The sequence below is a fragment of the Pseudomonas sp. GD03903 genome (genome assembly GCF_029840045.1).
Lineage (GTDB): Bacteria > Pseudomonadota > Gammaproteobacteria > Pseudomonadales > Pseudomonadaceae > Pseudomonas > Pseudomonas pseudonitroreducens.
On record NZ_JAOCBT010000006.1, the window covers coordinates 82,320 to 105,415 of the forward strand.

General features: G+C 66.7%; 21 protein-coding genes. 15 read left to right on the forward strand and 6 right to left on the reverse strand.

Features of this window, described 5'->3' with window-relative positions:
* Positions 1–78: 78 nt before the first annotated feature.
* From N5C91_RS11285 to N5C91_RS11305, 5 genes are all read left to right on the forward strand, one after another.
* Positions 79–546 carry a hypothetical protein gene (locus N5C91_RS11285; RefSeq protein ID WP_236200463.1) on the forward strand — a complete coding sequence of 156 codons (468 nt, stop codon included), beginning with the start codon at positions 79–81 and terminating at the stop codon, positions 544–546.
* A 110-nt stretch (positions 547–656) separates the two neighbouring features.
* Positions 657–3,062, forward strand: a complete 2,406-nt coding sequence (locus tag N5C91_RS11290; protein WP_279829662.1) for a heavy metal translocating P-type ATPase — start codon at positions 657–659, stop codon at positions 3,060–3,062.
* 51 nt (positions 3,063–3,113) lie between these two features.
* Entirely contained in the window at positions 3,114–3,515 is a 402-nt protein-coding gene (gene cueR / locus N5C91_RS11295; RefSeq protein ID WP_236200465.1) for a Cu(I)-responsive transcriptional regulator, read from the forward strand.
* Positions 3,516–3,607: 92 nt separating this feature from the next.
* On the forward strand, positions 3,608–3,862 hold the full coding sequence (locus N5C91_RS11300) for a type II toxin-antitoxin system HicA family toxin (RefSeq protein ID WP_236200466.1): 255 nt from the start codon (positions 3,608–3,610) through the stop codon (positions 3,860–3,862).
* Positions 3,859–4,185, forward strand: a complete 327-nt coding sequence (locus tag N5C91_RS11305; RefSeq protein WP_279829664.1) for a type II toxin-antitoxin system HicB family antitoxin — start codon at positions 3,859–3,861, stop codon at positions 4,183–4,185. The genes N5C91_RS11300 and N5C91_RS11305 overlap by 4 nt, the downstream gene beginning before the upstream one ends.
* A 139-nt stretch (positions 4,186–4,324) precedes the next feature.
* Here the strand turns inward: N5C91_RS11305 and N5C91_RS11310 are convergent, their stop codons facing one another.
* The 5 genes from N5C91_RS11310 to N5C91_RS11330 all read right to left on the reverse strand — a co-directional run bounded on the left by N5C91_RS11310 (position 4,325) and on the right by N5C91_RS11330 (position 10,600).
* Positions 4,325–5,209 carry an EamA family transporter gene (locus tag N5C91_RS11310; protein ID WP_279829665.1) on the reverse strand — a complete coding sequence of 295 codons (885 nt, stop codon included), beginning with the start codon at positions 5,207–5,209 and terminating at the stop codon, positions 4,325–4,327.
* A gap of 247 nt (positions 5,210–5,456) precedes the next feature.
* Positions 5,457–6,008, reverse strand: a complete 552-nt coding sequence (locus tag N5C91_RS11315) for a nucleotidyltransferase family protein (protein WP_279829668.1) — start codon at positions 6,006–6,008, stop codon at positions 5,457–5,459.
* 5 nt (positions 6,009–6,013) lie between these two features.
* Entirely contained in the window at positions 6,014–6,910 is an 897-nt protein-coding gene (locus tag N5C91_RS11320) for a PA4780 family RIO1-like protein kinase (RefSeq protein ID WP_279829669.1), read from the reverse strand.
* Positions 6,911–6,982: 72 nt separating this feature from the next.
* Positions 6,983–8,164, reverse strand: coding sequence for a two-component system response regulator (locus N5C91_RS11325; protein WP_279829671.1), 1,182 nt, complete (start codon positions 8,162–8,164; stop codon positions 6,983–6,985).
* Positions 8,165–8,248: 84 nt separating this feature from the next.
* Positions 8,249–10,600 (reverse strand): transporter substrate-binding domain-containing protein, encoded by a 2,352-nt coding sequence (locus N5C91_RS11330; RefSeq protein ID WP_279829673.1) that lies wholly within the window; start codon positions 10,598–10,600, stop codon positions 8,249–8,251.
* A 135-nt stretch (positions 10,601–10,735) separates the two neighbouring features.
* Between N5C91_RS11330 and ada the strand changes: the two genes are divergently transcribed.
* From ada to N5C91_RS11380, 10 genes are all read left to right on the forward strand, one after another.
* Positions 10,736–11,797, forward strand: coding sequence for a bifunctional DNA-binding transcriptional regulator/O6-methylguanine-DNA methyltransferase Ada (gene ada, locus N5C91_RS11335; protein ID WP_236200472.1), 1,062 nt, complete (start codon positions 10,736–10,738; stop codon positions 11,795–11,797).
* Between the two features lie 72 nt (positions 11,798–11,869).
* Complete coding sequence (locus tag N5C91_RS11340; RefSeq protein ID WP_279829674.1) at positions 11,870–12,484, forward strand: phosphatase PAP2 family protein; 615 nt, start codon at positions 11,870–11,872, stop codon at positions 12,482–12,484.
* A 238-nt stretch (positions 12,485–12,722) separates the two neighbouring features.
* Entirely contained in the window at positions 12,723–13,631 is a 909-nt protein-coding gene (locus N5C91_RS11345; RefSeq protein WP_065084484.1) for a glutamate/aspartate ABC transporter substrate-binding protein, read from the forward strand.
* A 194-nt stretch (positions 13,632–13,825) separates the two neighbouring features.
* Entirely contained in the window at positions 13,826–14,572 is a 747-nt protein-coding gene (locus N5C91_RS11350; protein ID WP_138520249.1) for an amino acid ABC transporter permease, read from the forward strand.
* Positions 14,569–15,237, forward strand: a complete 669-nt coding sequence (locus N5C91_RS11355; protein ID WP_236200474.1) for an ABC transporter permease subunit — start codon at positions 14,569–14,571, stop codon at positions 15,235–15,237. Before N5C91_RS11350 ends, N5C91_RS11355 begins: the two co-directional genes overlap by 4 nt.
* The gene (locus N5C91_RS11360; protein WP_236200475.1) at positions 15,234–15,968 is read left to right on the forward strand and encodes an amino acid ABC transporter ATP-binding protein; all 735 of its coding nucleotides are present in this window, start codon (positions 15,234–15,236) and stop codon (positions 15,966–15,968) included. Before N5C91_RS11355 ends, N5C91_RS11360 begins: the two co-directional genes overlap by 4 nt.
* A gap of 83 nt (positions 15,969–16,051) precedes the next feature.
* A complete protein-coding gene (ggt, locus tag N5C91_RS11365; RefSeq protein ID WP_279829680.1) occupies positions 16,052–17,725 on the forward strand; it encodes a gamma-glutamyltransferase in 1,674 nt (557 codons plus the stop codon).
* Between the two features lie 81 nt (positions 17,726–17,806).
* The gene (locus N5C91_RS11370; protein ID WP_279830025.1) at positions 17,807–19,699 is read left to right on the forward strand and encodes an ATP-binding protein; all 1,893 of its coding nucleotides are present in this window, start codon (positions 17,807–17,809) and stop codon (positions 19,697–19,699) included.
* Complete coding sequence (locus N5C91_RS11375) at positions 19,696–21,030, forward strand: sigma-54 dependent transcriptional regulator (protein WP_279829681.1); 1,335 nt, start codon at positions 19,696–19,698, stop codon at positions 21,028–21,030. Before N5C91_RS11370 ends, N5C91_RS11375 begins: the two co-directional genes overlap by 4 nt.
* 427 nt (positions 21,031–21,457) lie before the next feature.
* Entirely contained in the window at positions 21,458–21,907 is a 450-nt protein-coding gene (locus N5C91_RS11380; RefSeq protein WP_279829682.1) for a hypothetical protein, read from the forward strand.
* Positions 21,908–21,988: 81 nt separating this feature from the next.
* Here N5C91_RS11380 and N5C91_RS11385 read toward each other — a convergent pair whose 3' ends face one another.
* Entirely contained in the window at positions 21,989–22,984 is a 996-nt protein-coding gene (locus N5C91_RS11385) for an AraC family transcriptional regulator (RefSeq protein ID WP_279829684.1), read from the reverse strand.
* Positions 22,985–23,096 lie beyond the last annotated feature (112 nt).

The window sequence follows — 23,096 nt, forward strand, 5'->3', positions numbered from 1 at the left end:
GTTGCCATCGCCTTGCACTTGTCCTACGTCAGCCTCTCAGCCAAGCTGCGGAAACAGCTGACTCATCGGAGAAGGCCCATGCGCCGTTCCCTTCTGCTCGCCGCCAGCCTCGCCGCCGCCCTGCCCTTCCATGCCTGGGCCGACGGCATGCCCGAAGAACCCTCGGCGCCGCCGGCGCCCAGCATGCCAGCGGCTCCGCCCCCGAGCACGCCCGGTTCCTGGCCGGTGCCCGACGCGCAGCCGGTGACCTACGCCGTGCTGATCGTCAGCCGCGAACGCGTGGATACCGGCACCGCCTGCGACATCGACCTCTACGTGCAGGACCAGAAGGTCTCGCGCCTGCAACCCGAAGGTGAAATCGCCCTCAACCTGCCGCCGGGCGAAGTCTCCCTGCGCCTGCAGGCCGCCAATTCCGGCCTCTGCCGCAGCGGCATGCAGCCGCTGCGCGCCCAGTCCGTGCAGTTGCACGCGGGTGAAGTCCGCAAGTTCCGCATCGCCAACAGCGAAAGCGGCCTCTACCTGATGCCCGTTTCGAGCGGCAGCTGACGGTCCCTCCGCCCAGCGGTTTGACCTGCGACAAGATGGCAACAGACGAGGGTTGACCTTACCCTCGTGTCAAGGTTGATGCTACCGGGGAACTTCAGGGAGAAAGCCCCATGAGCAGCGCCAACCCCATTGAACTCGACCTGCCCGTCTCCGGGATGACCTGCGCCAGCTGCGCCGGCCGGGTCGAGCGCGCCCTGCGCAAAGTGCCCGGTGTGCAGGATGCCAGCGTCAACCTCGCCAGCGAACAGGCTCGCGTACAGCTCGCCGCCCCCTCAACCGGCGAGACCCTGCCGGCACTGGTCGCCGCCGTCGAGCAGGCCGGTTACCAGGTGCCGGCCCACAGTCTGGAACTGGCCATCGAGGGCATGACCTGCGCCAGCTGCGTCGGCCGCGTCGAGCGCGCCTTGCACAAGGTTCCCGGCGTGCGCTCGGCCAGCGTCAACCTGGCCAGCGAGCGCGCCCACGTCGAACTGCTCGGCGCGGTGGATGCCGCCACGCTGATCGCCGCAATCGACAAGGCTGGCTACAAGGCCCGGCCGATCGAACCCGACCAGCCCACCGTGGACCCGGCGGTGGCGCGCCTGGCGCGCGAGCGCTGGTGGCTGGCCGCTGCCATCCTGCTGTCGCTGCCGCTGGTGCTGCCGATGGTCGGTGACTGGTTCGGCCAGCACTGGATGCTGCCGGCCTGGGCGCAATTCCTCCTCGCCACACCCGTGCAGTTCATCATCGGCGCGCGCTTCTACGTGTCGGCCTACAAGGCCGTGCGCGCCCGCAGTGGCAATATGGACCTGCTGGTCGCCCTCGGCACCAGCGCCGGCTACGGCCTGAGCCTGTACCTCTGGTACGCCGCCCTGCCGGGGCAGATGCCGCACCTGTACTTCGAAGCCAGCGCCGTGGTCATCACCCTGATCCTGCTCGGCAAGTACCTGGAAAGCCGCGCCAAGCGCCAGACCGCCGCCGCCATCCGGGCGCTGGAAGCCCTGCGCCCCGAGCGCGCCACCCGCGTGCGCGATGGCGTGGAAGAAAACGTCGCCATCGCCGAACTGCGCCTGGGTGACGAAGTGCTGGTGCGCCCCGGCGAGCGCTTCCCGGTGGACGGCGAAGTCCTTTCCGGGCAGAGCCACGCCGACGAGGCACTGATCACTGGCGAGAGCCTGCCGGTGCCCAAGGACATTGGCGACCCGGTCACCGGCGGCGCCATCAACGGCGAAGGCGTGCTGCGCGTGAAAACCACCGCGCTCGGCGGCGAAACCGTGCTGGCACGGATCATCCGCCTGGTGGAAGACGCCCAGGCCGCCAAGGCGCCGATCCAGAAGCTGGTGGACAAGGTCAGCAATGTCTTCGTCCCGGTGGTGATCGGCGTTGCGCTGGTCACCCTGGTCGGCTGGCTGATCGCTGGCGCCGGCTGGGAACAGGCGCTGATCAACGCCGTGGCCGTGCTGGTCATCGCCTGCCCCTGCGCCCTCGGCCTTGCCACACCGACCGCGATCATGGCCGGCACCGGCGTGGCGGCCAAGCACGGCATCCTGATCAAGGATGCCGAGGCCCTGGAAATCGCCCACGCTGTGACTGCAGTGGCCTTCGACAAGACCGGCACTCTCACCTCCGGTCAGCCGCGCATCACCAACCTCGCGGCCACCGAAGACGAAGCGCAGGCACTGGCACTGGCCGGAGCACTGCAACGCGGCAGCGAGCATCCATTGGCTAAAGCCGTGCTGGATGAATGCGCCGAACGCGGGTTCAACCCGGCCGCCGCCGAGGCTACCCAAGCACTTACCGGACGAGGTATCCAAGGCCGCATCGGTGACCGCCTGTTTGCCCTGGGCAACCGGCGGATGCTCGACGAAGCGCAGTTGCCACCCGGCGCGCTGGCCGACTCCGCCGCGCAATGGGAAGCAGAGGGCCGCACCTTGTCCTGGCTCATCGAACGCGAGCCGCAGGCTCGCGTGATCGCCCTGTTCGCCTTCGGCGACAGCCTCAAGGAAGGCGCGAAGACCGCCATCGACGCCCTGCGCGAACGCGGTATCGGCAGCCACCTGATCACCGGCGACAACCGTGGCAGCGCCAAGGTCGTGGCCGACGCGCTGGGCCTGGACGACGTGCACGCCGAGGTACTGCCCGGCGACAAGTCCGCCGTGGTTGGCGCGCTGCGCCAGGAAGGCAAAGTCGTGGCGATGGTCGGCGACGGCATCAACGACGCCCCGGCGCTGGCCGCGGCGGACGTCGGCATCGCCATGGGCGGCGGCACCGACGTGGCCATGCACGCCGCCGGCATCACCCTGATGCGCGGCGACCCGCGCCTGGTCCCCGCAGCGCTGGATATCTCGCGGCGCACCTACGCGAAAATCCGCCAGAACCTGTTCTGGGCCTTCATCTACAACCTGGTGGGCATCCCGCTGGCCGCCTTCGGCCTGCTCAACCCCATGGTCGCCGGCGCGGCAATGGCCGCCTCCAGCGTCAGCGTGGTGAGCAACGCCCTGCTGCTCAAGCGCTGGAAGCCACAGGATCACCAATAAGACACGCGCCCTCACGCTGAAGGCGGGGGCGTTCGCTCAGGAGAAATCGGCATGAACATCGGCGAAGCGGCGAAGAAGAGCGGCCTGACCGCGAAGATGATCCGCTACTACGAATCCACCGGCCTGCTCGCCCCCGCCGGTCGCAGCGCCAGCGGCTACCGCCACTACAGCGAGCAGGATCTGCACACCCTGGCCTTCATCCGCCGCTCGCGGGATTTCGGCTTCTCACTGGAAGAAGTCGGCCAACTGCTCGCCCTCTGGCAGGACCGCCAGCGCGCCAGCGCCGACGTCAAGGCCCTGGCCGCCCGGCATATCGACGAACTGAACCGCAAGATCGCCGAGCTCAGCAGCCTGCGCGACACCCTGCAGGAGTTGAGCGACCACTGCCAGGGCGACCACCGCCCGGACTGCCCGATCCTCAAGGACCTGGAGTCGGGGACGTGCTGTCACTGAGGACAATTCAGGCGGCGCTCGGCGATCTGTCCGACATCTGGCTCACGACGTTAATTGGTAGCATAATCTGATACCAATTGGCGGAGCACGGGATGAATGCCCGGCAACGCAGGACACTGGAGCTGATCTACTCCCTCCCCGTCCCGGCATCACTGGAATGGCTGCGCATCGAGTCGCTGCTGATCGCGCTCGGCGCCCAGATGATCGAGGGCAATGGCGCACGGGTGCGTTTCGAACTGAACGGCATAGTCGCCACCTTCCATCGCCCGCATCCAGCCAAGGAAGCCAAGCCCTATCAGGTCCGTGATACACGCACCTTGCTCGAACAGGCAGGAATCCATCCATGACTCCCATGAAGTACCAAGGCTACGCGGCGCGCATCGAATACAGCGACGATGACGGGCTGTTCATTGGTCATGTTGCCGGGATCCGCGACGTGATCGGATTCCATGGTGAATCGGTCAACGAATTGCGCGAAGCGTTCGAAGAAGCGATAGATGACTATCTGGCGACCTGCGAGAAACTCGGCCGCGAACCGCAGCGGCCGTTCTCCGGCAAGCTCAGCCTGCGCCTGGACCCACAACTGCACGCACAGGTGGCGATCAAGGCTGAATTGAGCAACCAGAGCATCAATCAGTGGGTAGTCGACCGTCTCGGCGAGGCAGTCTGACAACCCAACCGTACGCGTTCCGTTTTATCCACCCTACGCACTGGCTTTTCGTAGGAGCGAGCTTGCTCGCGAACAGGTCGGTTCCCGATGTCGACCAGTGTTCGCGAGCGAGCTCGCTCCTACAGGTAAGGCATGATCCCTAGGCGCTGGCCACCGCACGGCGGCGCCAGATCGACGCCGGCAGTACGGTCACGGCGAGCCCGACGAAGACCAGCACGCAGGCCATCCAGTCCTGGGTGGTGAGGTCTTCACCCAGGAACAACCAGCCCGACAGCAACCCGGACACCGGCACGGCCAGCGCGAAGGGCGTTACCTGGCTGGCCGGGTAACGGCGCAGCAGGAAGCTCCACAGACCGAAGCCCACGGTGGTGGCGAGGAAGGCGATGTAGAGCAGCGCGCCAGCGCCGGTCCAGTTGATATTGAGCACGGCGCGCTCGATGGCTTCCGGACCTTCGAAGATCCACGAAAGCACCAGCAGCGGCAATGGCGGGATCAGGCTGACCCAACTGATCAGGCGCAGCATGTCGCTGGCACCGGAGCGCTTGGTGGCGATGTTGGAGAAGGCCCAGGCCAGTGCTGCGGCGATCACCAGCAGGAAGGCCACCAGGCTGTCGCCCATGGGACGCTCCAGGCCGATCAGCAGCAGCCCGCCGGCAGCCAGCGCCAGCCCCAGCAGGGCGCGAGCGCTGGGACGCTCGCCGAGGAAGGCAGCGGCGATCAGCACGGTGAAGAACACCTGGCTCTGCAGCACCAGAGACGACAGGCCGGCAGGCATGCCGATGTGCATGCCGACAAACAGCAGGCCGAACTTGACCACCCCCAGTAGCACGCCGATCTGCACGATACGCCAGAACGGCGCCGGCAGCGGGCCGCGCAGGAAGATCAGTGGCAGCGCCGCCAGGGCGAAGCGCAAGGCGCAGAACAGCAGCGGCGGAAAGTCATGCAGACCGACCTTGATCACGACGAAGTTGACGCCCCAGATCAGCGTGACCAGCAGGGCGAGGAGAATGTGGCGGAGGGGCATGGCAGAGCGCTCGGGGTGGGATAGGGAAAAATTACCAGTCCACGCCTGAAATGTATGGATACAGTTGCGGGCTTACAGTTTTTTCACATGACCGGGCGGGAACCCAGATAGCCCACGCCCAAGCCACAGTGGGAACTGTTTGTAGGATGGCGTGGAGCGCAGCGATACCCATCGAGTCCGGCGAACGGCAGCATGGGTATCGCTGCGCTCCACCCATCCTACGCCGAGGGGGTCGGCGAGAAGGATTTCAGAGTGGTTCGATGCGCAGTTTCGGCCAGCGCGCCGGCCAGTGCTTGGCGGCGATTCGTTCGCGGTAGAGGTGCGGCTTGCCGCGGAAGTGTTCGGTCGGCCGGACGCGCAGTTCCCAGAGGTCGTCGGTGCCCAATGGCGCCAGCAACTCCAGGGCTTCACCACACAGGCGCACAGCAGCTGCCGTGCAGACTTCCGGCCAGTGGCGCATGGCGTCAGCGCAATCACGGTAGGCTGAATCGCCATTGCGCAGGTGCATCCGTGCCTGGTTGCGGACGGACCACGGCACGTCCGGGCAAACGTCCAGCAGCCGGCGCTCCCAGGCGTAATCCGCCTCGGGCTCCAGGCTGTCGGCCGCGAAATGCAGCACGTCGATATCACTGAGTGGCGTGGGCTCGCCGTAGCCATGCAAGGCATCCCACACTGCGTTGCGCACGAAACCGGCGGCGACCCAGGCACCTGGCGGGCCGTGATCGCGCACGCCCCGCAGCAGGTGCATGCGTTGAGGCTGCCCGGCGATCAGCGCGAGAAGCGCTGCCTCGCCAGGCATCTGGCTCAGGCTTGTTCCCACGGTGGGGGGGGCGGCTCGTCGCGCTGCTGCGGGCCGTCCTGGGCGGCGCGGCCGGCCTCACGGCGTTCCTGCTCGCGCATCGCCTCGGCGATTTCGCGCAGCACGGAGTCCACGTCCGCCTCGTCTTCCGGATCATCGAAGTGCCCGGTCAGCGGGGTGTCCGGCTGCAGCTTGCCGTCCTCGTAGAGCGCCCACATTTCCTTGGCGTAGTGGGTGTACTTGAGCTCCGGGGCGAAGCGGCCGAAGTAGGCAGCCATGTTGCCCACGTCGCGCTCCAACATGCGGAAAGCGTGGTTGTTGCCGGCGGCGTCAACGGCTTGCGGCAGGTCGATGATCACCGGGCCATCCGGGCCGACCAGCACGTTGAACTCCGACAGGTCACCGTGCACAAGGCCCGCGCAGAGCATCATGACGATCTGGCGGATGAGGAATTCGTGGAAGTCACGAGCCAGCTCCGGCTCCATCACCACGTCGTTCAGCCGCGGTGCGGCGTCGCCGTCTTCGTCGGCGACCATCTCCATCAGCAGCACACCGTCGAGGAAGTCGTACGGCTTGGGCACACGCACACCGGCGCTGGCCAGGCGGAACAGCGCGGCCACCTCGGCATTCTGCCAGGCCTCTTCCTGCTCCTTGCGGCCATACTTGGTGCCCTTGGCCATGGCACGGGCCTGGCGGCTGTTGCGCACCTTGCGGCCTTCCTGGTACTCGGCGGCCTGGCGGAAGCTGCGTTTGTTGGCTTCCTTGTAGACTTTGGCGCAGCGCAGCTCTTCGCCGCAGCGCACCACGTAGACCGCTGCTTCCTTGCCGCTCATCAGCGGCCGCAATACTTCATCGATCAGGCCGTCTTCGATCAACGGCTCTAGGCGTTTCGGGGTCTTCATCGGGCTTCCTGGCGTACCTCTCTGGGGCGCTGCGCTCCTTATACGGCAATCGTCGACAACCGCCCAGCGCGATCAGGGTTCCGGGGGCATCAGCTCGATGCTTTCGGTCACCGCATCTTCCAGCCGCTGCAGCTCCAGGCCCAGCGCCGCATCGCTGTCGGCGTAGCGCTGGGCAATGCTGGCGAAGCCTTCGGCGACCTCGACGAAGGCTTCCACCACCCGCGGGTCGAACTGGCTGCCAGCGGCGGCCTTGATGCGTTCGGCGGCTTCATCGGTGGTCAGCGAGGTGCGGTAGGCGTGGCGGCAGGTGAGCTCGTCATAGCAGTCGATCAGCGAGAGCATCCGCGCGCCCAGGGGAATCTGCTCGCCAGCCAGGCCCTCGGGGAAGCCGTTGCCGTCCCAGTGTTCGTGGTGGCTGTAGGCGATTTCCTTGGCGAAACGCAGGAAATCCACCGGCGAGCCCAATTTGCGCTCGGCCGCCGCCAGGGCGTCACGCCCCACGGTGGTGTGGCCTTCGAGGATCAGCCGATCGGCTTCCTCGAGCTGCCCGGGGCTGTGCAGGATGCGATCAGGCACGGCAACCTTGCCGATGTCGTGCAACTGCGCCGAGCGCACCAGCAGCTCGATGTTCTCTACCGACAGCTCGGCGGCGAACTCGTCGTGCAGCGACAGCGAACTGCCCAGCAGGCGCATGTAGTGTTCGATGCGCACCAGGTGGTTGCTGTGCGGGTTGTCGCGCAGGTCGCAGAGCGTCGCCATGGCTTCCAGGGTGGCGTCCTGGATGGCCTGCAACTCGCGGGCGCGTCGGCGCACCTCGAGTTCCAGGTACTCGCTCTTGTCGCGCAGGAAGTCGGCGTTGGCCTTGAGATTGAGGTGAGCACGGATGCGCGCCAGGGTCACCGGCGGGCTGATCGGCTTGGTCAGATAGTCCACCGCGCCCAGGTCCAGGCCCTTCTGCTCGTCGGCGGAACTGACCATGCCGGTGAGGAAGATCACCGGGATGTCGCGGGTCAGCGGATCGGCCTTGAGCTGGCGGCAGACCTCGTAGCCGTCCATCTCCGGCATCATGATGTCGAGCAGCACCAGGTCCGGGCGCGGGTCGCTCTGCATCAGGCGCAGCGCCTTCGGCCCGCTGGAGGCGACACGCACCTGGTAACGGTCCATGAGCAGCTCGCTCATGAGCATCAGGTTGTCGGGCTGATCGTCCACCACCAGGATCATTTCCTGTTCCGGCCGGTCCAGCATGCTGTCCATCGCAACTCCTCGCATCGGTCAGATTCGTGACATGCCATGGGTGATCGGACCACGGCCCTGTCCGCGTGTTCATAGCCCGCTTCTCTATATGCGGATGTCGCGCTCCCTCGCGAGGTTCACCAGACTTTCCAGGGCCCGTTCGAACTCGAAGCGTCGCACGCTGGTAGCGATACCTTCGTAGCCCTCATTGAAGACGCTGCGCAGCAGGCTTGCACGCTCGCCAAGCAACCGTCCGGCGCGCGGATCGTCTGCCGCCAGCAGGTGCGCCAGTCGTCGGCAGACCTGTTCGACCTCGGCAACGTTGCCGCTCTCCAGCATCGCTGGTGCGGCTGCGGCGGCCGGCAGCATGGGCACCGGCAGCGGTTCGTGGCTGATGTTCTGCAGGCTCAGGCTGACCGAGTCGTCCACTCGCCCCAGTGGCAGCCGGCACCAGAACAGGCTGCCGCGGTTGGGCTCGCTCTCCACGCCGACGCTGCCGCCCATCGCCTCCGCCAGCTTCTTGCAGATCGCCAGCCCCAGGCCGGAGCCGCCGTAGCGGCGCGTGATGGAGCTGTCCGCCTGCTGGAAGGACTCGAACAGGCGCTCCTGTTGCGGCTCGGAGATACCGATACCGGTGTCGCGGAAGGCGAAGTAGAGCTGCAGGCTGTCTTCGTCCTCGTCCTCGAGGCGAACGACCAGCACCACCTCGCCCTGTTCGGTGAACTTCAGCGCGTTGTTGCCGTAGTTCATCAGAATCTGCCGCAGGCGCAGCGAGTCCCCCACCACCTGGGCGGGCACTCGCGGGTCGATCTCGCAGCGCACCGCCAGGCCCTTGCTCGCCGCGCGGATGTTGAACAGGTCGAACAGCTCGCCGAGCAGGCGCTCCAGATCGAAGCCGATATGCTCGAACTCCAGCTTGCCGGCCTCGACACGGGACAGGTCGAGGATGTCGCTGATCAGCTCCAGCAGGTACTGGCCCGAGCCCTGGATCTTGCCCAGGTAGTCCACCTGTTGCGGGTCCAGGGTGGTCTCCTGGAGCAGGTGTGCCAGGCCGATGATGATGTTCAGCGGCGTGCGGATCTCATGGCTCATGTTGGCCAGGAAGTCGCTCTTGAGTTGCGCCGCCTCCTCCGCCAGGTCGCGAGCCTGGGCCAGCGCCAGCTCGGTGGATTTGCGCGCGGTGACGTCGCGACTGACGCCGACCAGGCCGAGCAGCCGGCCGTGATCATCGTGGAAGGCACTGCGCAGGGTATCGAAGAGCACCCGCCGGCCATCGGGATAGACCACCCAGCCCTCGCTGGCATAGGGCTCGCTCTCGTTGAGCGCCTGGCGGTCGCGCTCCTGCCGGCCGGCACCGGCGGCGCGGCTGAACATCTGCTGGTCGCTGCGCCCGACGATGTCCTCCGGCGGCCGCCCCAGGCAGTCGGCGAAAGCCTGGTTGACCCCCAGGTAGCGGCCCTGGGTGTCCTTGAACCAGATCGGGTCGGGGATCGAGTTGATCAGCGCCAGCAGCGTACTGCGCTGGCGCCGCTCCTCCGCCTCGGCGCGGGCGCGCTCGGCCACCTGGATCGACAACCGGCGGTTCCACACCAGCACGAAGGTCAGCAGGGCGAGCACGCCCACTACCCAGGGCCAGGCGATCTGCAGCAGATGCATCCAGTCGAACACATCCAGCGACGGCAGCCAGCGCGCCTGGATCGCCTCCTGCTCATGCCGGGTGATGTTGCCCAGCGCGCGGTCCAGCAGCGGCACCAGCGGTTCCAGCGCCTTGCGCGTGGCGAAACGCACCTGGCTGTTGCCCAGCCCGCTGTCGCCCCGCACTTCCATATTGGAAAGGCCGAGCTGCTCGATCAGGAAGGTGGTGGTGATGAGGTTGCCTACGTAGGCATCGGCGCGCCCGGTGGAGACCGCCTTGAGCGCGCTGGGAGAATCCTCCACCAGCACGAAGTCGATGCCCGGCACCGCCTTGTTGAGCAGTTCATGGACGGCATAGTCCTGCTCCACCGCGACGCGGCGGCCGGACAAATCGTCCAGCGTGCGGATGGTGCTGTCGCGCCGGGCGAAGATCAGGCTGCTGGTGGTCACGTAGGGCTGGGTGAAACTCAGGAAACGCTGGCGTTCCTCGGTGGCGGCCATGGACGGCACCAGGTCCACCTCGCCGGCCTTGACCGCCGCCAGCACCTCCTCCCAGGTGTTGTAGAGCACCGGCTGGACCTTCATGCCCAGGCGTTCGGAGAGCAACTGCAGGTAGTCGGCGCTGATGCCGTGGAACTGGTCGAACTCGTCGATCACCTCGAACGGCGGCCAGCCGGCGCGGAACAGCCCGACCCGAATCGGCTCATGGGCCGAGATGAAGGCTCGCTCCTGCTCGCTCAGCTCCAGGCTCGCGGCACGGGCCTGGGCGCTCAGCGCGAGCAGCAGCAGAAGGCAGCACAGGCAGAATCGGCGCAAGGGCATGGAGTCTTCTTCAGGGAATACCCAGCAAGCGTAGTCCCTGCCGCCACGCTTCGAGTTTGAAAACGCGATGCGGATTGCTGCACGCCGTGTCGGGACGGAGAATCTGCCCAACAGCCATTACCCCGGAGAGCTGCCATGACGACCACCCAGCTTGACCCCGAGCGCTGCTGGCAGGCGGTCTGTGAGCGCGATGCGCGCTACGAGGGGCGTTTCGTCTTCAGCGTGCGCTCCACCGGTGTCTATTGCCGGCCGAACTGCCCGGCGCGCCGGCCGTCGCGGGAAAACGTGGCCTTCCACGCCGCCCCCGAAGCGGCTGAAGCGGCCGGCTTCCGCCCGTGCAAACGCTGCTCGCCGCGCGGCCCGAGCCCTCGTGAACAGCTGGATGCGCTGGTTGCCGCAGCCTGCGAACTGCTCGACCAGGCCGAGAAGCCGCTGACCCTGGATGAGCTCGCCGGGCGCATCGGCTTGTCCGCCTCGCACCTGGCCCGCGCCTTCAAGGCGCGCACCGGCCTCACGCCGCGCGCCTGGGCGGAATCCCGCCGCGAACAGCGACTGGCCGCCGTCTTGCCGCAAGCGCGCTCGGTGCTCGATGCCGCACTGGAAGCCGGCTACTCCGGAACCCGCGCCCTGTATGAAGGCAGTACCTCGCTGAGCCCCGCGCAGCGACGGCAGAAAGGCGCCGGCGAGCGCCTGCGCTATGCCATCGCGCCCTGCCCGCTCGGACTGGTGTTGCTGGCCGCCACCGACAAGGGCGTCTGCGCCCTGCTCTTCGCCGACGACGCCAGCGAGCTGGAACGCCAGTTGGCCGAACGCTTCGCCGCCGCCGAGCGTACCCGCGACGACGCCGGGCTGGGCGACTGGCTGCGTGCCGTGATCACCCAGCTGGAAGAACCCGAGCAAGCGGCACACCTGCCGCTGGACCTGCACGGCAGCGCCTTCCAGCTACGCGTCTGGCGCGCCCTCACGCGCATTCCCAGCGGCGCGACACTGCGCTACGGCGAGTTGGCCGAGCAACTGGGCAGCCATCCGCGCGCCATCGCCCGCGCCTGCGCCAGCAACACTGTCGGTCTGCTGGTGCCCTGCCACCGCGTGGTCGGCGCCGGCGGCGAAGGCGGCTATCGCTGGGGCCTGCCGCGCAAGCGTGAATTGCTGCGGCGCGAGGAGCATGCCGCTGGTCAGGCCGCCGAGGCGGATTGACCTCGGTCACGCACGGGGCGCGGGAGCGTCGTGCTAAGGTTCCGGCCTCTCCCCGCCCCTCCTCGGAACCGCATGGATTTCTGGCCCCTGATCACCCGCCTCGGCGACAGCTCCCTGCTGGCGCCAGCCGCCGTGCTGGTCTTCTGCTGGCTGCTGTATCGCCGCGAGACCGCGAAGGCCGGGCTGTGGCTGCTGCTGTTCGGATTCTCGACCACGCTGGTGGTGGGTTCGAAGCTGGCGTTCATGGGCTGGGGAGTCGGTATTCCGAACCTCAACTTCACCGGCATCTCCGGCCACAGCATGCTGGCTGGTGCCGTGCTGCCGACGCTGGCCGCGCAGCTCTTCAGCAGTCGGCGCAGCGGCCTGATCGCTGCCGCGCTGGCAGCGATGATCGCCGTGCTGGTCGGCCTGTCGCGACTGGCGATCAACGTGCACTCGCCCGCCGAGGTCTGCGCCGGGCTGGCGCTGGGCCTGGGCACCAGCGCAGCCTTCCTCGCCGCCAGTCGCGCGCATCTGCCGGGTTTCCATCCTGTCGCCCTGATGCTGGTCGTCGTGCTCGCTCTCGGGCAGACGGTCACTGGCGTACGGGCCCCGACGCACCAGCTACTGGAGCGCATCGCCGCGCACCTGGCCGGTCGCGACCAGCCCTATCAGCGTGGCCAGTGGGCCGCCCAGCCGGACGTTTGAGCCGGCGCCACGTTCGGATTTCCGAACGACAATTGCACGAATATCCGGCTGGCCGAACACCGCGCGCACCAATCAGCGCCGAAAGGAACTAATTAGTCGTTTAAATTCAACAAGTTAAATAAATGCACGAGCTTTGGCACGGAGCCTGCTGTGCTCTACCTCGAACATGCGACCGGCCTGGAGTGAGCCTCGTCGGCGCAGGACTGAATAACAAACACAACCAGTCGAGGTAGTCTCCATGCGTTTCGCACCCCGTGCGTTGGGTGTCGCCATTGTCGCGGCCCTGCTCGCCACTCCCGTCGTCGCCGAAGAACTGACCGGTACCCTGAAGAAGATCAAGGACTCCGGCACCATCGTCCTCGGCCACCGTGACGCCTCCATCCCCTTCTCCTACCTCGGCAGCGATCCGCGCCAGCCGGAAGGTTACTCCCACGACCTGCAGATCAAGGTCGTCGAAGCCCTGAAGAAAGAGCTGAACGCTCCCGACCTGAAGGTCCGCTACAACCTGGTGACCTCGCAGACCCGTATCCCGCTGGTGCAGAACGGCACCGTGGACATCGAGTGCGGCTCCACCACCAACAACCTCGAGCGCCAGAAGCAGGTCGACTTCTCCGTCGGCATCTTCGAGGTCGGTACCCGCCTGCTGACCAAGACCAGCTCGGGCATCAACGACTTCCCGGACCTCAAGGGCAAGAACGTGGTGACCACCGCCGGCACCACCTCCGAGCGCCTGCTCAAGCAGATGAACGCCGACCAGAAGATGGGCATGAACATCATCTCGGCCAAGGACCATGGCGAGTCCTTCCTGATGCTCGAGTCCGGCCGTGCCGTGGCCTTCATGATGGATGACGCGCTGCTCTACGGCGAAATGGCCAAGGCCAAGAAGCCGGACGACTGGCACGTGGTCGGCAAGCCGCAGTCCTACGAGATCTACGCGTGCATGGTGCGCAAGGGCGACGCGCCGTTCAAGAAGGTGGTCGACAAGGCCATCTCCGACACCTTCGCCTCGGGCGAGGTGAACAAGATCTACGACAAGTGGTTCATGCAGCCCATCCCGCCGAAGAACCTGAACCTCAACTTCCCGATGAGTGATGAGCTCAAGAAGCTGATCGCCAATCCGACCGACAAGTCTGCCGAGCAGATGTAACGGTCGCGCGTAGCTGCGCCCACAAGGCGTAGCCACGCGGGGGATCGGGAGCGCACGCCATGCGCTCCCGGCCCACTACTCCTGATGACGATGCCGGAACACCCGCTACCCGCGGGTGGCGGGCGACCTTGTGCCCGCATCCGGCCCCGTACCGAACAAAGCCACCGTGCAAAGCAATCGAGGGGAAACCCGTCATGGATTACAACTGGGACTGGGGCGTGTTCTTCAAGTCCACCGGGATCGGCGACGAACGCTACCTGGACTGGTACATCACCGGCCTGGGCTGGACCATCGCCGTCTCGCTCGCGGCCTGGGTCATCGCCCTGGCGCTCGGCTCGCTGCTGGGCGTGATGCGCACCCTGCCCAACCGCTGGCTGTCGGGCATCGCCACGGCCTACGTGGAGCTGTTCCGCAACGTGCCGCTGCTGGTGCAGCTGTTCCTCTGGTACTTCTTCGTGCCGGACTACCTGCCACAGCCGATCCAGGACTGGTTCAAACTGGGCATCGCCCCGGAAACCTCGGCCTTCATCAGCGTCGTCGTGTGCCTGGGCCTGTTCACCGCCGCGCGGGTCTGCGAGCAGGTGCGCACCGGCATCCAGGCGCTGCCCAAGGGCCAGCTCGCCGCCGCCAGCGCCGTGGGCTTCCGCCTGCCCTCGATCTACCGCCACGTGCTGCTGCCACAGGCCTTCCGGATCATCATTCCGCCGCTGACCTCGGAGTTCCTCAACGTCTTCAAGAACTCCTCGGTGGCCTCGCTGATCGGCCTGATGGAGCTGCTGGCGCAGACCAAGCAGACCGCCGAATTCAGCGCCAACCTGTTCGAGGCCTTCACCCTCGCCACCGCGATCTACTTCACCCTGAACATGAGCCTGATGCTGATCATGCGCATGGTCGAGAAGAAAGTCGCCGTGCCGGGCCTGATCTCCGTGGGAGGTAAATGATGGACTTCAGCCAGATCGTCCCCGCCCTCCCCGGCCTCTGGGAAGGCATGCTCACCACCCTGCAGCTGATGATCCTCGGCGTGCTCGGCGGCGTGGTGCTGGGCACCATCCTCGCGCTGATGCGCCTGTCCAACAGCAAGCTGCTGTCGAACATCGCCGGCTTCTACGTGAACTACTTCCGCTCGATCCCGCTGCTGCTGGTGATCACCTGGTTCTACTTCGCGGTGCCGTTCATCCTGCGCTGGATCACCGGCCAGGACACTCCCGTGGGCGCGTTCACCTCGTGCCTGGTGGCCTTCATGATGTTCGAGGCGGCGTACTACTGCGAGATCGTCCGCGCCGGCATCCAGGCCATCCCGAAGGGCCAGATCGGCGCGTCCTACGCGCTGGGCATGACCTACGGCCAGTCCATGCGCCTGATCATCCTGCCCCAGGCGTTCCGCAAGATGACCCCGCTGCTGCTGCAGCAGAGCATCATCCTGTTCCAGGACACCTCGCTGGTGTACTCGGTCGGCCTGATGGACTTCCTCAATGCCGCCCGCTCGCGTGGCGACATCATCGGCCAGCCCCATGAATTCCTGATCTTCGCCGGTCTCGTCTACTTCGTCATCAGCTTCGCCGCGTCCCTCGGCGTGAAGCGCCTGCAGAAAAGGTTAACCGTATGATCTCCATCGATAACGTCAGCAAGTGGTACGGCGACTTCCAGGTTCTCACCGACTGCAACACCAAGGTCGCCAAGGGTGAAGTGGTGGTGGTCTGCGGGCCGTCCGGCTCGGGCAAGTCGACCCTGATCAAGTGCGTCAATGCGCTGGAGCCCTTCCAGAAGGGCGATATCACCGTCGACGGCACCTCCATCGCCAACCCCAAGACCGACCTGCCCAAGCTGCGTTCGCGGGTCGGCATGGTGTTCCAGCACTTCGAACTGTTCCCGCACCTGACCATCACCGAAAACCTCACCATCGCCCAGCGCAAGGTGCTGGGGCGGAGCAAGGAAGAGGCGATGGAAAAGGGCATGAAGCTGCTCGACCGCGTCGGTCTGCAGGCTCACGCCCACAAGCACCCCGGCCAGCTTTCCGGCGGCCAGCAGCAGCGCGTGGCGATTGCCCGCGCACTGGCCATGGACCCGATCGTCATGCTGTTCGACGAACCGACCTCGGCACTCGACCCGGAGATGGTCAACGAGGTGCTCGACGTGATGGTCCAGCTCGCCCAGGAAGGCATGACCATGATGTGCGTGACCCACGAGATGGGCTTCGCCCGCAAGGTCGCCGACCGGGTGATCTTCATGGACCGCGGGCAGATCGTCGAGGACTGCCCGAAGGAGGAATTCTTCGGTGACCTGCAGAACCGCGCCGAGCGCACCCAGCAGTTCCTCGCCAAGATCCTGCCGCACTGATCCCGCTGTTGTTCTACCCGAGTGCCCTGGCTCGCCGGGGCACTCAACCTCACCGCAAGCACAAGAATAAATAAGGAAGTCCCATGCGCGTGTTCCACTTCAGCAAGCTGCCCCTGGGCGTCGCGATCCTCGCGGCGAGTTCGTCGGTATTCGCCGTCACCCTCGACGGCGGTGCGGTTGCCGCACCGGACCAGTACGGCGCGAAAGTCGCCGCCGAGGTCCTCAGGAAGGGCGGTAACGCCGTCGACGCCGCGGTCGCCACCGCCTTCACCCTCGCGGTCACCTACCCCGAGGCCGGCAACATCGGCGGCGGCGGTTTCATGACCCTGTACGTCGACGGCAAGCCGTATTTCCTCGACTACCGCGAGATCGCGCCCAAGGCCGCGACCAAGACCATGTACCTGAACGAGAAGGGCGAGGTGATCGAGAACCTCAGCCTGGTCGGCGCCAAGGCCGCCGGCGTGCCGGGTACCGTGATGGGCCTGTGGGAAGCGCACCAGCGCTTCGGCAAGCTGAAGTGGAGCGAGCTGCTGACCCCGGCCATCGGCTACGCGCAGAGCGGCTTCAAGGTCGCCGACCAGCAGTACCAGTACCGCCAGGACGCCATCGCGCTGTTCAACGGCAAGACCAACTTCGGCGACTACTTCGGCACCATGAAGCCGGGTGAAGTGTTCAAGCAGCCGGAACTGGCCAAGACCCTGGAACGCATCGCAGGCAACGGCCCGGACGATTTCTACAAGGGCGAGACCGCCAAGCTGCTGGTCGCGCAGATGAAGCAGGATGGCGGCCTGATCACTGCCGACGACCTGGTCGACTACAAGGCCCAGTGGCGCGAGCCGATGCGCATCGACTGGCAGGGCAACACCCTCTACACCGCGCCGCTTCCCAGCTCCGGCGGCATCGCCCTGGCCCAGCTGATCGGCATCAAGGAACAGCGCGCCGCCGACTTCAAAGGCGTGGAGCTGAACTCCGCGAAGTACATCCACTTGCTCTCGGAGATCGAGAAGCGCGTGTTCGCCGACCGTGCCGACTACCTGGGCGACCCACAGTTCTCCAAGGTGCCGGTGGCCCAGCTGACCGACCCGAAATACATCGCCAAGCGCGCCACGGAAGTGAACCCGGACGCCATCTCGGCCACCGAAAAAGTCCGCCCGGGGCTGGAACCGCACCAGACCACGCACTTCTCCATCGTCGACAAGGACGGCAATGCCGTCAGCAACACCTACACCCTCAACTGGGACTTCGGCAGCGGCGTGGTGGTCAAGGGCGCCGGCTTCCTGCTCAACGACGAGATGGATGACTTCAGCTCCAAGCCGGGCGTGGCCAATGCCTTCGGCGTCGTGGGCAGCGATGCCAACGCCATCGAGCCGGGCAAGCGCATGCTCTCCTCCATGAGCCCGAGCATCGTCACCCGCGACGGTCACGTCAGCCTGGTGCTCGGCACCCCGGGTGGCTCGCGGATCTTCACTTCGATCTTCCAGGTGCTGAACAACGTCTACGACTTCCACCTGCCGCTGGAGAAGGCCGTGGCCGCGCAGCGTGTGCATCATCAGCTGCTGCCGAAAGACACCATCTATTACGACGCGTACGCACCGCTCACCGGCAAGGTCGCCGACGAGCTCAAGGCCATGGGCTACACCCTGGAAGACCAGGGCTGGAACATGGGTGACATCCAGGCCATCCGTGTGAACGGCAAGGCCCTGGAAACCGCCTCCGATCCGCGCGGCCGCGGCGTCGGTCTGGTGGTTACTCCGTAATCCGCGCGAGCGCGCACCGTGTGGTACCCGAGCCAGTCCATCGCCGCCCCCCGGCGTTGGGCTGGCTCGGCCCCGACGACTGTGCTGCAATGCGCTTCCAGCCCATTGCCGCCGCCGCTCACCGTGAAGCCACGCCTCGTGCGCAACTACCTGCTGCCCTTCCTGCTGCTCCTGCTCACCCTGGGCTTCGGCTACGGCGGCTACCTGATCAGCGAAGGCGCCGGCACCCGCAGCCTGATCGAATCCGGCGAACGCCAGCTGGAACTGCACGCCCGCGGCGTGGAAAGCGAGATCAGCCGCTACACCTACCTGCCCAGCCTGCTCGAACTCGAAGGCAGCGTCAGCCGCCTGCTGGTGGACCCGACGCCGTTGCACCGCGACCGTGTCAACCACTACCTCGAAGGCCTCAACCGCCGCGCCGGCAGCCGCGCGGTGTACCTGCTGGACACCTCCGGCCGCGTACTGGCCACCAGCAACTGGCAGGACACCGACAGCTACCTGGGCGAAGACCTGTCCTTCCGCGCCTATTTCCAGGAAGCCGTGCAAGGCCGCCCCGGCCGCTTCTACGGCATCGGCAGCACTACCGGCGAACCCGGCTACTACCTCGCCCATGGCCTGGTCCACGGCGGCAGGATCGTCGGCGTGGCCGTGGTGAAAGTGCGCATGGAATCCCTTGAAGAGCGCTGGGAAAAGGCCCGCCTGCAAGCCTTCGTCAGCGACGAGAACGGCATCATCATCCTCTCCAGCGACCCGACCCTGCGCCTGAAGGCCGTGCGCCCGCTCAGCGATACGGACAAGGAGCGCCTGGCCCGCAGCCTGCAGTACTACTGGTGGGCCCTGAACGAATGGCAGCCACTGGCGCGCCAACCGCTCGGCGCCGGCGTCGAGGAAATCAGCTTCCCGCCGGGCGAACACGCCGACAGCCACAAGCCACTCAGCTACCTGATGCAGACGCGCCAGTTGAGCGATACGCAGTGGAACTTCACCCTGCTCACGCCGCTGGCCGACCTGCGCCGTGAAGCGCTGATCCACGGCATGCTCGCCGCCGCCGGCTTCGCCCTGTTCGCCTTCCTGCTGATCGCCTGGAACGAGCGGCGCAAGGTCATCGCCACCCGCCTTGCCGCCCGCGAGGCGCTGGAGCAGGCCAACAACGCCCTGGAGCGGCGCATCGCCGAGCGCACCGCCGACCTGCGCGCTAGCAACCAGCACCTGCGCGAGCAGATCCGCGAGCGCCGCCAGGCCGAGGACACCCTGCGCAAGGCCCAGGACCGCCTGGTACAGGCCGGCAAGCTGGCGGTGATCGGGCAGATGTCCACCAGCATCGCCCACGAACTCAACCAGCCGCTGGCGGCACTGCGTACCCTGTCGAGCAACAGCGTGCGCTTCCTCGAACGCGGCAAGCTCGACGTTGCCAGCAGCAACCTCGAGGCCATCGCCGAGATGGTCGACCGCATGGGCCGCATCACCGCCAGCCTGCGCGCCTTCGCCCGACGCGCCGACGACCACGGCCAGGCCACGCTGAGCAAGGCAGTGGATGCCGCCGTGATGGTGCTGCAGGTGCGCCTTTCGCAAGTGCCGGTGACGCTGCATCGCGACTACCCCGATGCCCAGCTGGCCATCGACCAGACGCGTCTGGAACAGATACTGGTCAACCTGATCGCCAACGCCCTCGACGCCATGAGCAACCAGAGCGACCGCCAGCTCTGGCTGGAGGGACGCAGCGAAGGTGGCGACCACTATCGCCTCGTGGTGCGCGACAACGGCCCCGGTATCCCGCCGGACGCCCGCGTGCACCTGTTCGAGCCGTTCTTCACCACCAAGCCCGGCGAACTCGGCCTGGGCCTGGGCCTGACCCTTTCCGCCAGCCTCGCCACCGCCGCCGGCGGTTCCCTGGGCGTGGCCTACCCGGAAACCGGCGGCACCGCGTTCGAGCTGCACCTGCCGCTGCTGCCCGCCCTGGAGACACCCGCATGAGCGATCCATCCCTGCGCGTCCTGATCGTCGAGGACGACCCGCACGTACGGCTCGGCTGCCAGCAGGCGCTGGCCCTGGAAGACATCGAGACCGACAGCGTGGGCAGCGCCGAGGAAGCGCTGAAGAAAGTCGGCGCCGACTTCCCCGGCATCGTCGTCAGCGACATCCGCATGCCCGGCATGGACGGCCTGCAATTGCTGGAAAAGCTCAAGGAACGCGACCCCAGCCTGCCAGTGGTGCTGATCACCGGCCACGGTGATATCGCCATGGCGGTCAAGGCCATGCGCGACGGCGCCTACGACTTCATGGAGAAACCCTTCTCTCCGGAAAAGCTGGTGGACACCGCGCGCCGCGCCCTCGCCCAGCGCGCACTGACCCGCGAAGTCAGCCAGCTGCGCCGGCAGCTCGCCGGCAAGCAGGCCCTGGACAGCCGGCTGATCGGCCGCTCGCCGGCCATGCAGGCGCTGCGCGAGCTGATCGCCAACGTCGCCGACACTTCCGCCAACGTGCTGATCGAGGGCGAGACCGGCACCGGCAAGGAACTGGTCGCGCGCTGCCTGCACGACTACAGCCGGCGCCAGGCCAAGCCCTTCGTCGCACTCAACTGCGGCGGCCTGCCGGAAAGCCTGATCGACAGCGAAATCTTCGGTCACGAGGCCCACGCCTTCACCGGCGCCGGCAAGCGGCGGATCGGCAAGATCGAGCACGCCGATGGCGGCAGCCTGTTCCTCGACGAGATCGAGAGCATGCCGCTGAACCTGCAGATCAAGCTGCTGCGCGTGCTGCAGGAACAGCAGCTGGAGCGCCTGGGTTCCAACGAGCTGATCCGCGTAGATTGCCGGGTAATCGCCGCAACCAAGTCCGACCTCGCCGCCATGGGCCGCGACGGCAGCTTCCGCAGCGACCTCTACTACCGCCTCAACGTCATCACCCTGAACCTGCCGCCGCTGCGCGAGCGCCGCGAAGACATCCTGATGCTCTTCGAGCACTTCCTGCAGCAATCCTCGCTGCGCTTCGACCGCCCGACGCCGGACATCGACAATGCCACCGCGGCCACCCTGATGGCCCACGACTGGCCGGGCAACGTGCGCGAGCTGCGCAACGTCGCCGAACGCTTCGCCCTCGGCCTGCCGGTGCTGGCCGGCGGCAACCTCGGCCCGGACGCCGGCGAGCCACGCTTCGCCGAAGCCGTGGAGGCCTTCGAGAAGAGCCTGCTGTCCACCGCCCTGGAACGCCACGCCGGCAACCTCAGCCAGGCCGCCCACGCGCTGGGCATGGCCAAGACCACGCTGTTCGACAAGGTGAAGAAGTACGGCCTCAAGGGCGAATGACCCACGCCCGCGAAGCTGCAGGCTAGCCCCGTGATGCCACGTCGCGCAGGAGCAGCTGTCTTCTCTGAATTGTCCGTCGCTGCGTCTTCCCCCTCACCCCAACCCTGGCTGCGCGCCCCGCGCCTCAGGGAGAGGGGTAGCCCGAGCCGGCTGACACTGAGGTTTCATCCTGCACCGAACGGTCCCCTCTCCCCTTGGGAGAGGGCCAGGGTGAGGGATGGCCCAAGCGCAGAGGTATCTCGTAGGAGCGGGCTCTGTCCGCGATGATTTTCCGCCCGCTGAGCGGCCTTGGACCAATCGCGGACGGAGTCCGCTCCTACATGCCCGTTGGGGCCGGCATCAGCTGCAAGAGCCGCTCCCATTGATCTGCGCCGTCCGGTCCCGGACACTACCCACCTTTGAACCGGCCGCACGAGCGAGAGCCCTCATGTCCACCCAAGCCGAAATCCTCTGGAACCAGCTCTGCGCCGACGCCGGCGTCGACCCGCAGCAGCGCATGGCCGCGCGCCGCTCCATTCTCGCCGATAGCAGCGCGCTGGACGCCACCGTCTACCGCCCGGACGACAACGATCCGGACGCCGAAGAGCTGGACATGGGCGACGCCAAGGTCCTCTTCCTCGGCCCCTTCGAAGCGCCCACCGAGTGGGACGCCGCCGAGCGCGAGGACTTCTTCGACGACGCCGACCCGGCGCTGTTCTTCAGCGTACGCATCGAATGCGAAGCCGAGCCGGGCACCTCGGGCTTCTTCGTCCCGGAAGTGGGCGACTACCTGGCGGTGATGGACGCCGGCAAGATCCAGATGTACTTCCTCCACGACTGGCGCGAAGACGAGCACGGCTGCACCTGCGTGCTGATCCGCGACGATATCCAGCTCTGATCCGCTGGCGCGTCACGCAGGGCGCATGACGCGCCAGCGTTATCCGCACCGTGAAACCAACGGCGGATAACCTGCCGCAGATTATTCGCCCTGCCGATGTGCAAAGCCCTGCGCCGAGCGCCGCACGCTTCCCGGTGAAACGCCGATACAGCGTTTGAACGCTCGACTGAACGCCGCTTCCGACTGATAGCCAAGCCGCTCGGCCAGCTCTGCCACCGTGATCTCCCGCTCCTGCAGCCAGCCCAGTGCCACGTGCATGCGCCAGCGGGTCACGTAGTGCATCGCCGGCATGCCGACCTTTTCGGCGAAGCGCGCGGCGAAGGCCGAGCGCGACATGGCCGCCGCGCCGGCCAGGGCTGCGAGGCTCCAATCCCGCTCAGGCTCGCGATGGATCAGGCTCAGCGCACGGCCCAACTGCCGGTCCTGCAGGGCGCCGAGCCAGCCGGTCTGCGCCGCCGGGTCCTGCGCGATCCAGGCGCGAATGGCCTGGATCACCAGGATGTCGGCCAGCCGGGTGATCACCGTTTCGCCGCCGGGGCGCATGGCCCGCGCCTCGCTCTCCATCAGTTGCAGGGTACTCATCAGCCAGTCGTGCTGCGCGGGGTCGCGCACCTGGGCTTGCAGCACCCGTGGCAGCAGGCGCACCAGTTGCAGCGCGGCGGGATGGTCGAAGCGCACCGCGCCACAGAGCATCGCCGTCGGCTCGCCAGCGCCGCCCTGGCGCAGCACTTCGTAGCGGTCACTGGCGTAGGCGCGTGGCAGGTCGAACAACCCCGTCGCAGGCTCGCCCGGCGCACTCACCAAGCGGTGGCCCTCACCGTGGGGCACCAGCACCAGATCGCCCGGCGCCAACCGGCGCGGCTCATTACCTTCGGCTTCCAGCCAGCATTCGCCCACCGTCAGCACATGGAACATCAGACACTGCGGCATGGCCGGCAGGTCGAGCCCCCAGGGTGCGCTGAACTCCGAACGACAGTAGAAGGTGCCGCTCATGCGCAGGAAATGCAGGGCCTCGCCCAGGGGATCGGTGGAAACCCAGGCGTCGCTCAGGTCCGCAATGGCGTCGAGTGCGTTCATCGCCTGGAGACTGGCCCGGCAATTGGGCGGCGTCCAGCATTCCTGGACGAATGAGCATAAAGGACCGACTTTCAGGCATTAACCGTCCAGTCGTTCAGCAGGAAACTGAGCC

Excerpts from the sequence above, each read along its gene's own strand:
- N5C91_RS11285 (WP_236200463.1), top strand. The coding sequence starts at position 79 with ATGCGCCGTTCCCTTCTGCTCGCCGCCAGCCTCGCCGCCGCCCTGCCC.
- N5C91_RS11290 (WP_279829662.1), top strand. The coding sequence starts at position 657 with ATGAGCAGCGCCAACCCCATTGAACTCGACCTGCCCGTCTCCGGGATG.
- cueR (WP_236200465.1), top strand. The coding sequence starts at position 3,114 with ATGAACATCGGCGAAGCGGCGAAGAAGAGCGGCCTGACCGCGAAGATG.
- N5C91_RS11300 (WP_236200466.1), top strand. The coding sequence starts at position 3,608 with ATGAATGCCCGGCAACGCAGGACACTGGAGCTGATCTACTCCCTCCCC.
- N5C91_RS11305 (WP_279829664.1), top strand. The coding sequence starts at position 3,859 with ATGACTCCCATGAAGTACCAAGGCTACGCGGCGCGCATCGAATACAGC.
- N5C91_RS11310 (WP_279829665.1), bottom strand. The coding sequence starts at position 5,209 with ATGCCCCTCCGCCACATTCTCCTCGCCCTGCTGGTCACGCTGATCTGG.
- N5C91_RS11315 (WP_279829668.1), bottom strand. The coding sequence starts at position 6,008 with ATGCCTGGCGAGGCAGCGCTTCTCGCGCTGATCGCCGGGCAGCCTCAA.
- N5C91_RS11320 (WP_279829669.1), bottom strand. The coding sequence starts at position 6,910 with ATGAAGACCCCGAAACGCCTAGAGCCGTTGATCGAAGACGGCCTGATC.
- N5C91_RS11325 (WP_279829671.1), bottom strand. The coding sequence starts at position 8,164 with ATGGACAGCATGCTGGACCGGCCGGAACAGGAAATGATCCTGGTGGTG.
- N5C91_RS11330 (WP_279829673.1), bottom strand. The coding sequence starts at position 10,600 with ATGCCCTTGCGCCGATTCTGCCTGTGCTGCCTTCTGCTGCTGCTCGCG.
- ada (WP_236200472.1), top strand. The coding sequence starts at position 10,736 with ATGACGACCACCCAGCTTGACCCCGAGCGCTGCTGGCAGGCGGTCTGT.
- N5C91_RS11340 (WP_279829674.1), top strand. The coding sequence starts at position 11,870 with ATGGATTTCTGGCCCCTGATCACCCGCCTCGGCGACAGCTCCCTGCTG.
- N5C91_RS11345 (WP_065084484.1), top strand. The coding sequence starts at position 12,723 with ATGCGTTTCGCACCCCGTGCGTTGGGTGTCGCCATTGTCGCGGCCCTG.
- N5C91_RS11350 (WP_138520249.1), top strand. The coding sequence starts at position 13,826 with ATGGATTACAACTGGGACTGGGGCGTGTTCTTCAAGTCCACCGGGATC.
- N5C91_RS11355 (WP_236200474.1), top strand. The coding sequence starts at position 14,569 with ATGATGGACTTCAGCCAGATCGTCCCCGCCCTCCCCGGCCTCTGGGAA.
- N5C91_RS11360 (WP_236200475.1), top strand. The coding sequence starts at position 15,234 with ATGATCTCCATCGATAACGTCAGCAAGTGGTACGGCGACTTCCAGGTT.
- ggt (WP_279829680.1), top strand. The coding sequence starts at position 16,052 with ATGCGCGTGTTCCACTTCAGCAAGCTGCCCCTGGGCGTCGCGATCCTC.
- N5C91_RS11375 (WP_279829681.1), top strand. The coding sequence starts at position 19,696 with ATGAGCGATCCATCCCTGCGCGTCCTGATCGTCGAGGACGACCCGCAC.
- N5C91_RS11380 (WP_279829682.1), top strand. The coding sequence starts at position 21,458 with ATGTCCACCCAAGCCGAAATCCTCTGGAACCAGCTCTGCGCCGACGCC.
- N5C91_RS11385 (WP_279829684.1), bottom strand. The coding sequence starts at position 22,984 with ATGAACGCACTCGACGCCATTGCGGACCTGAGCGACGCCTGGGTTTCC.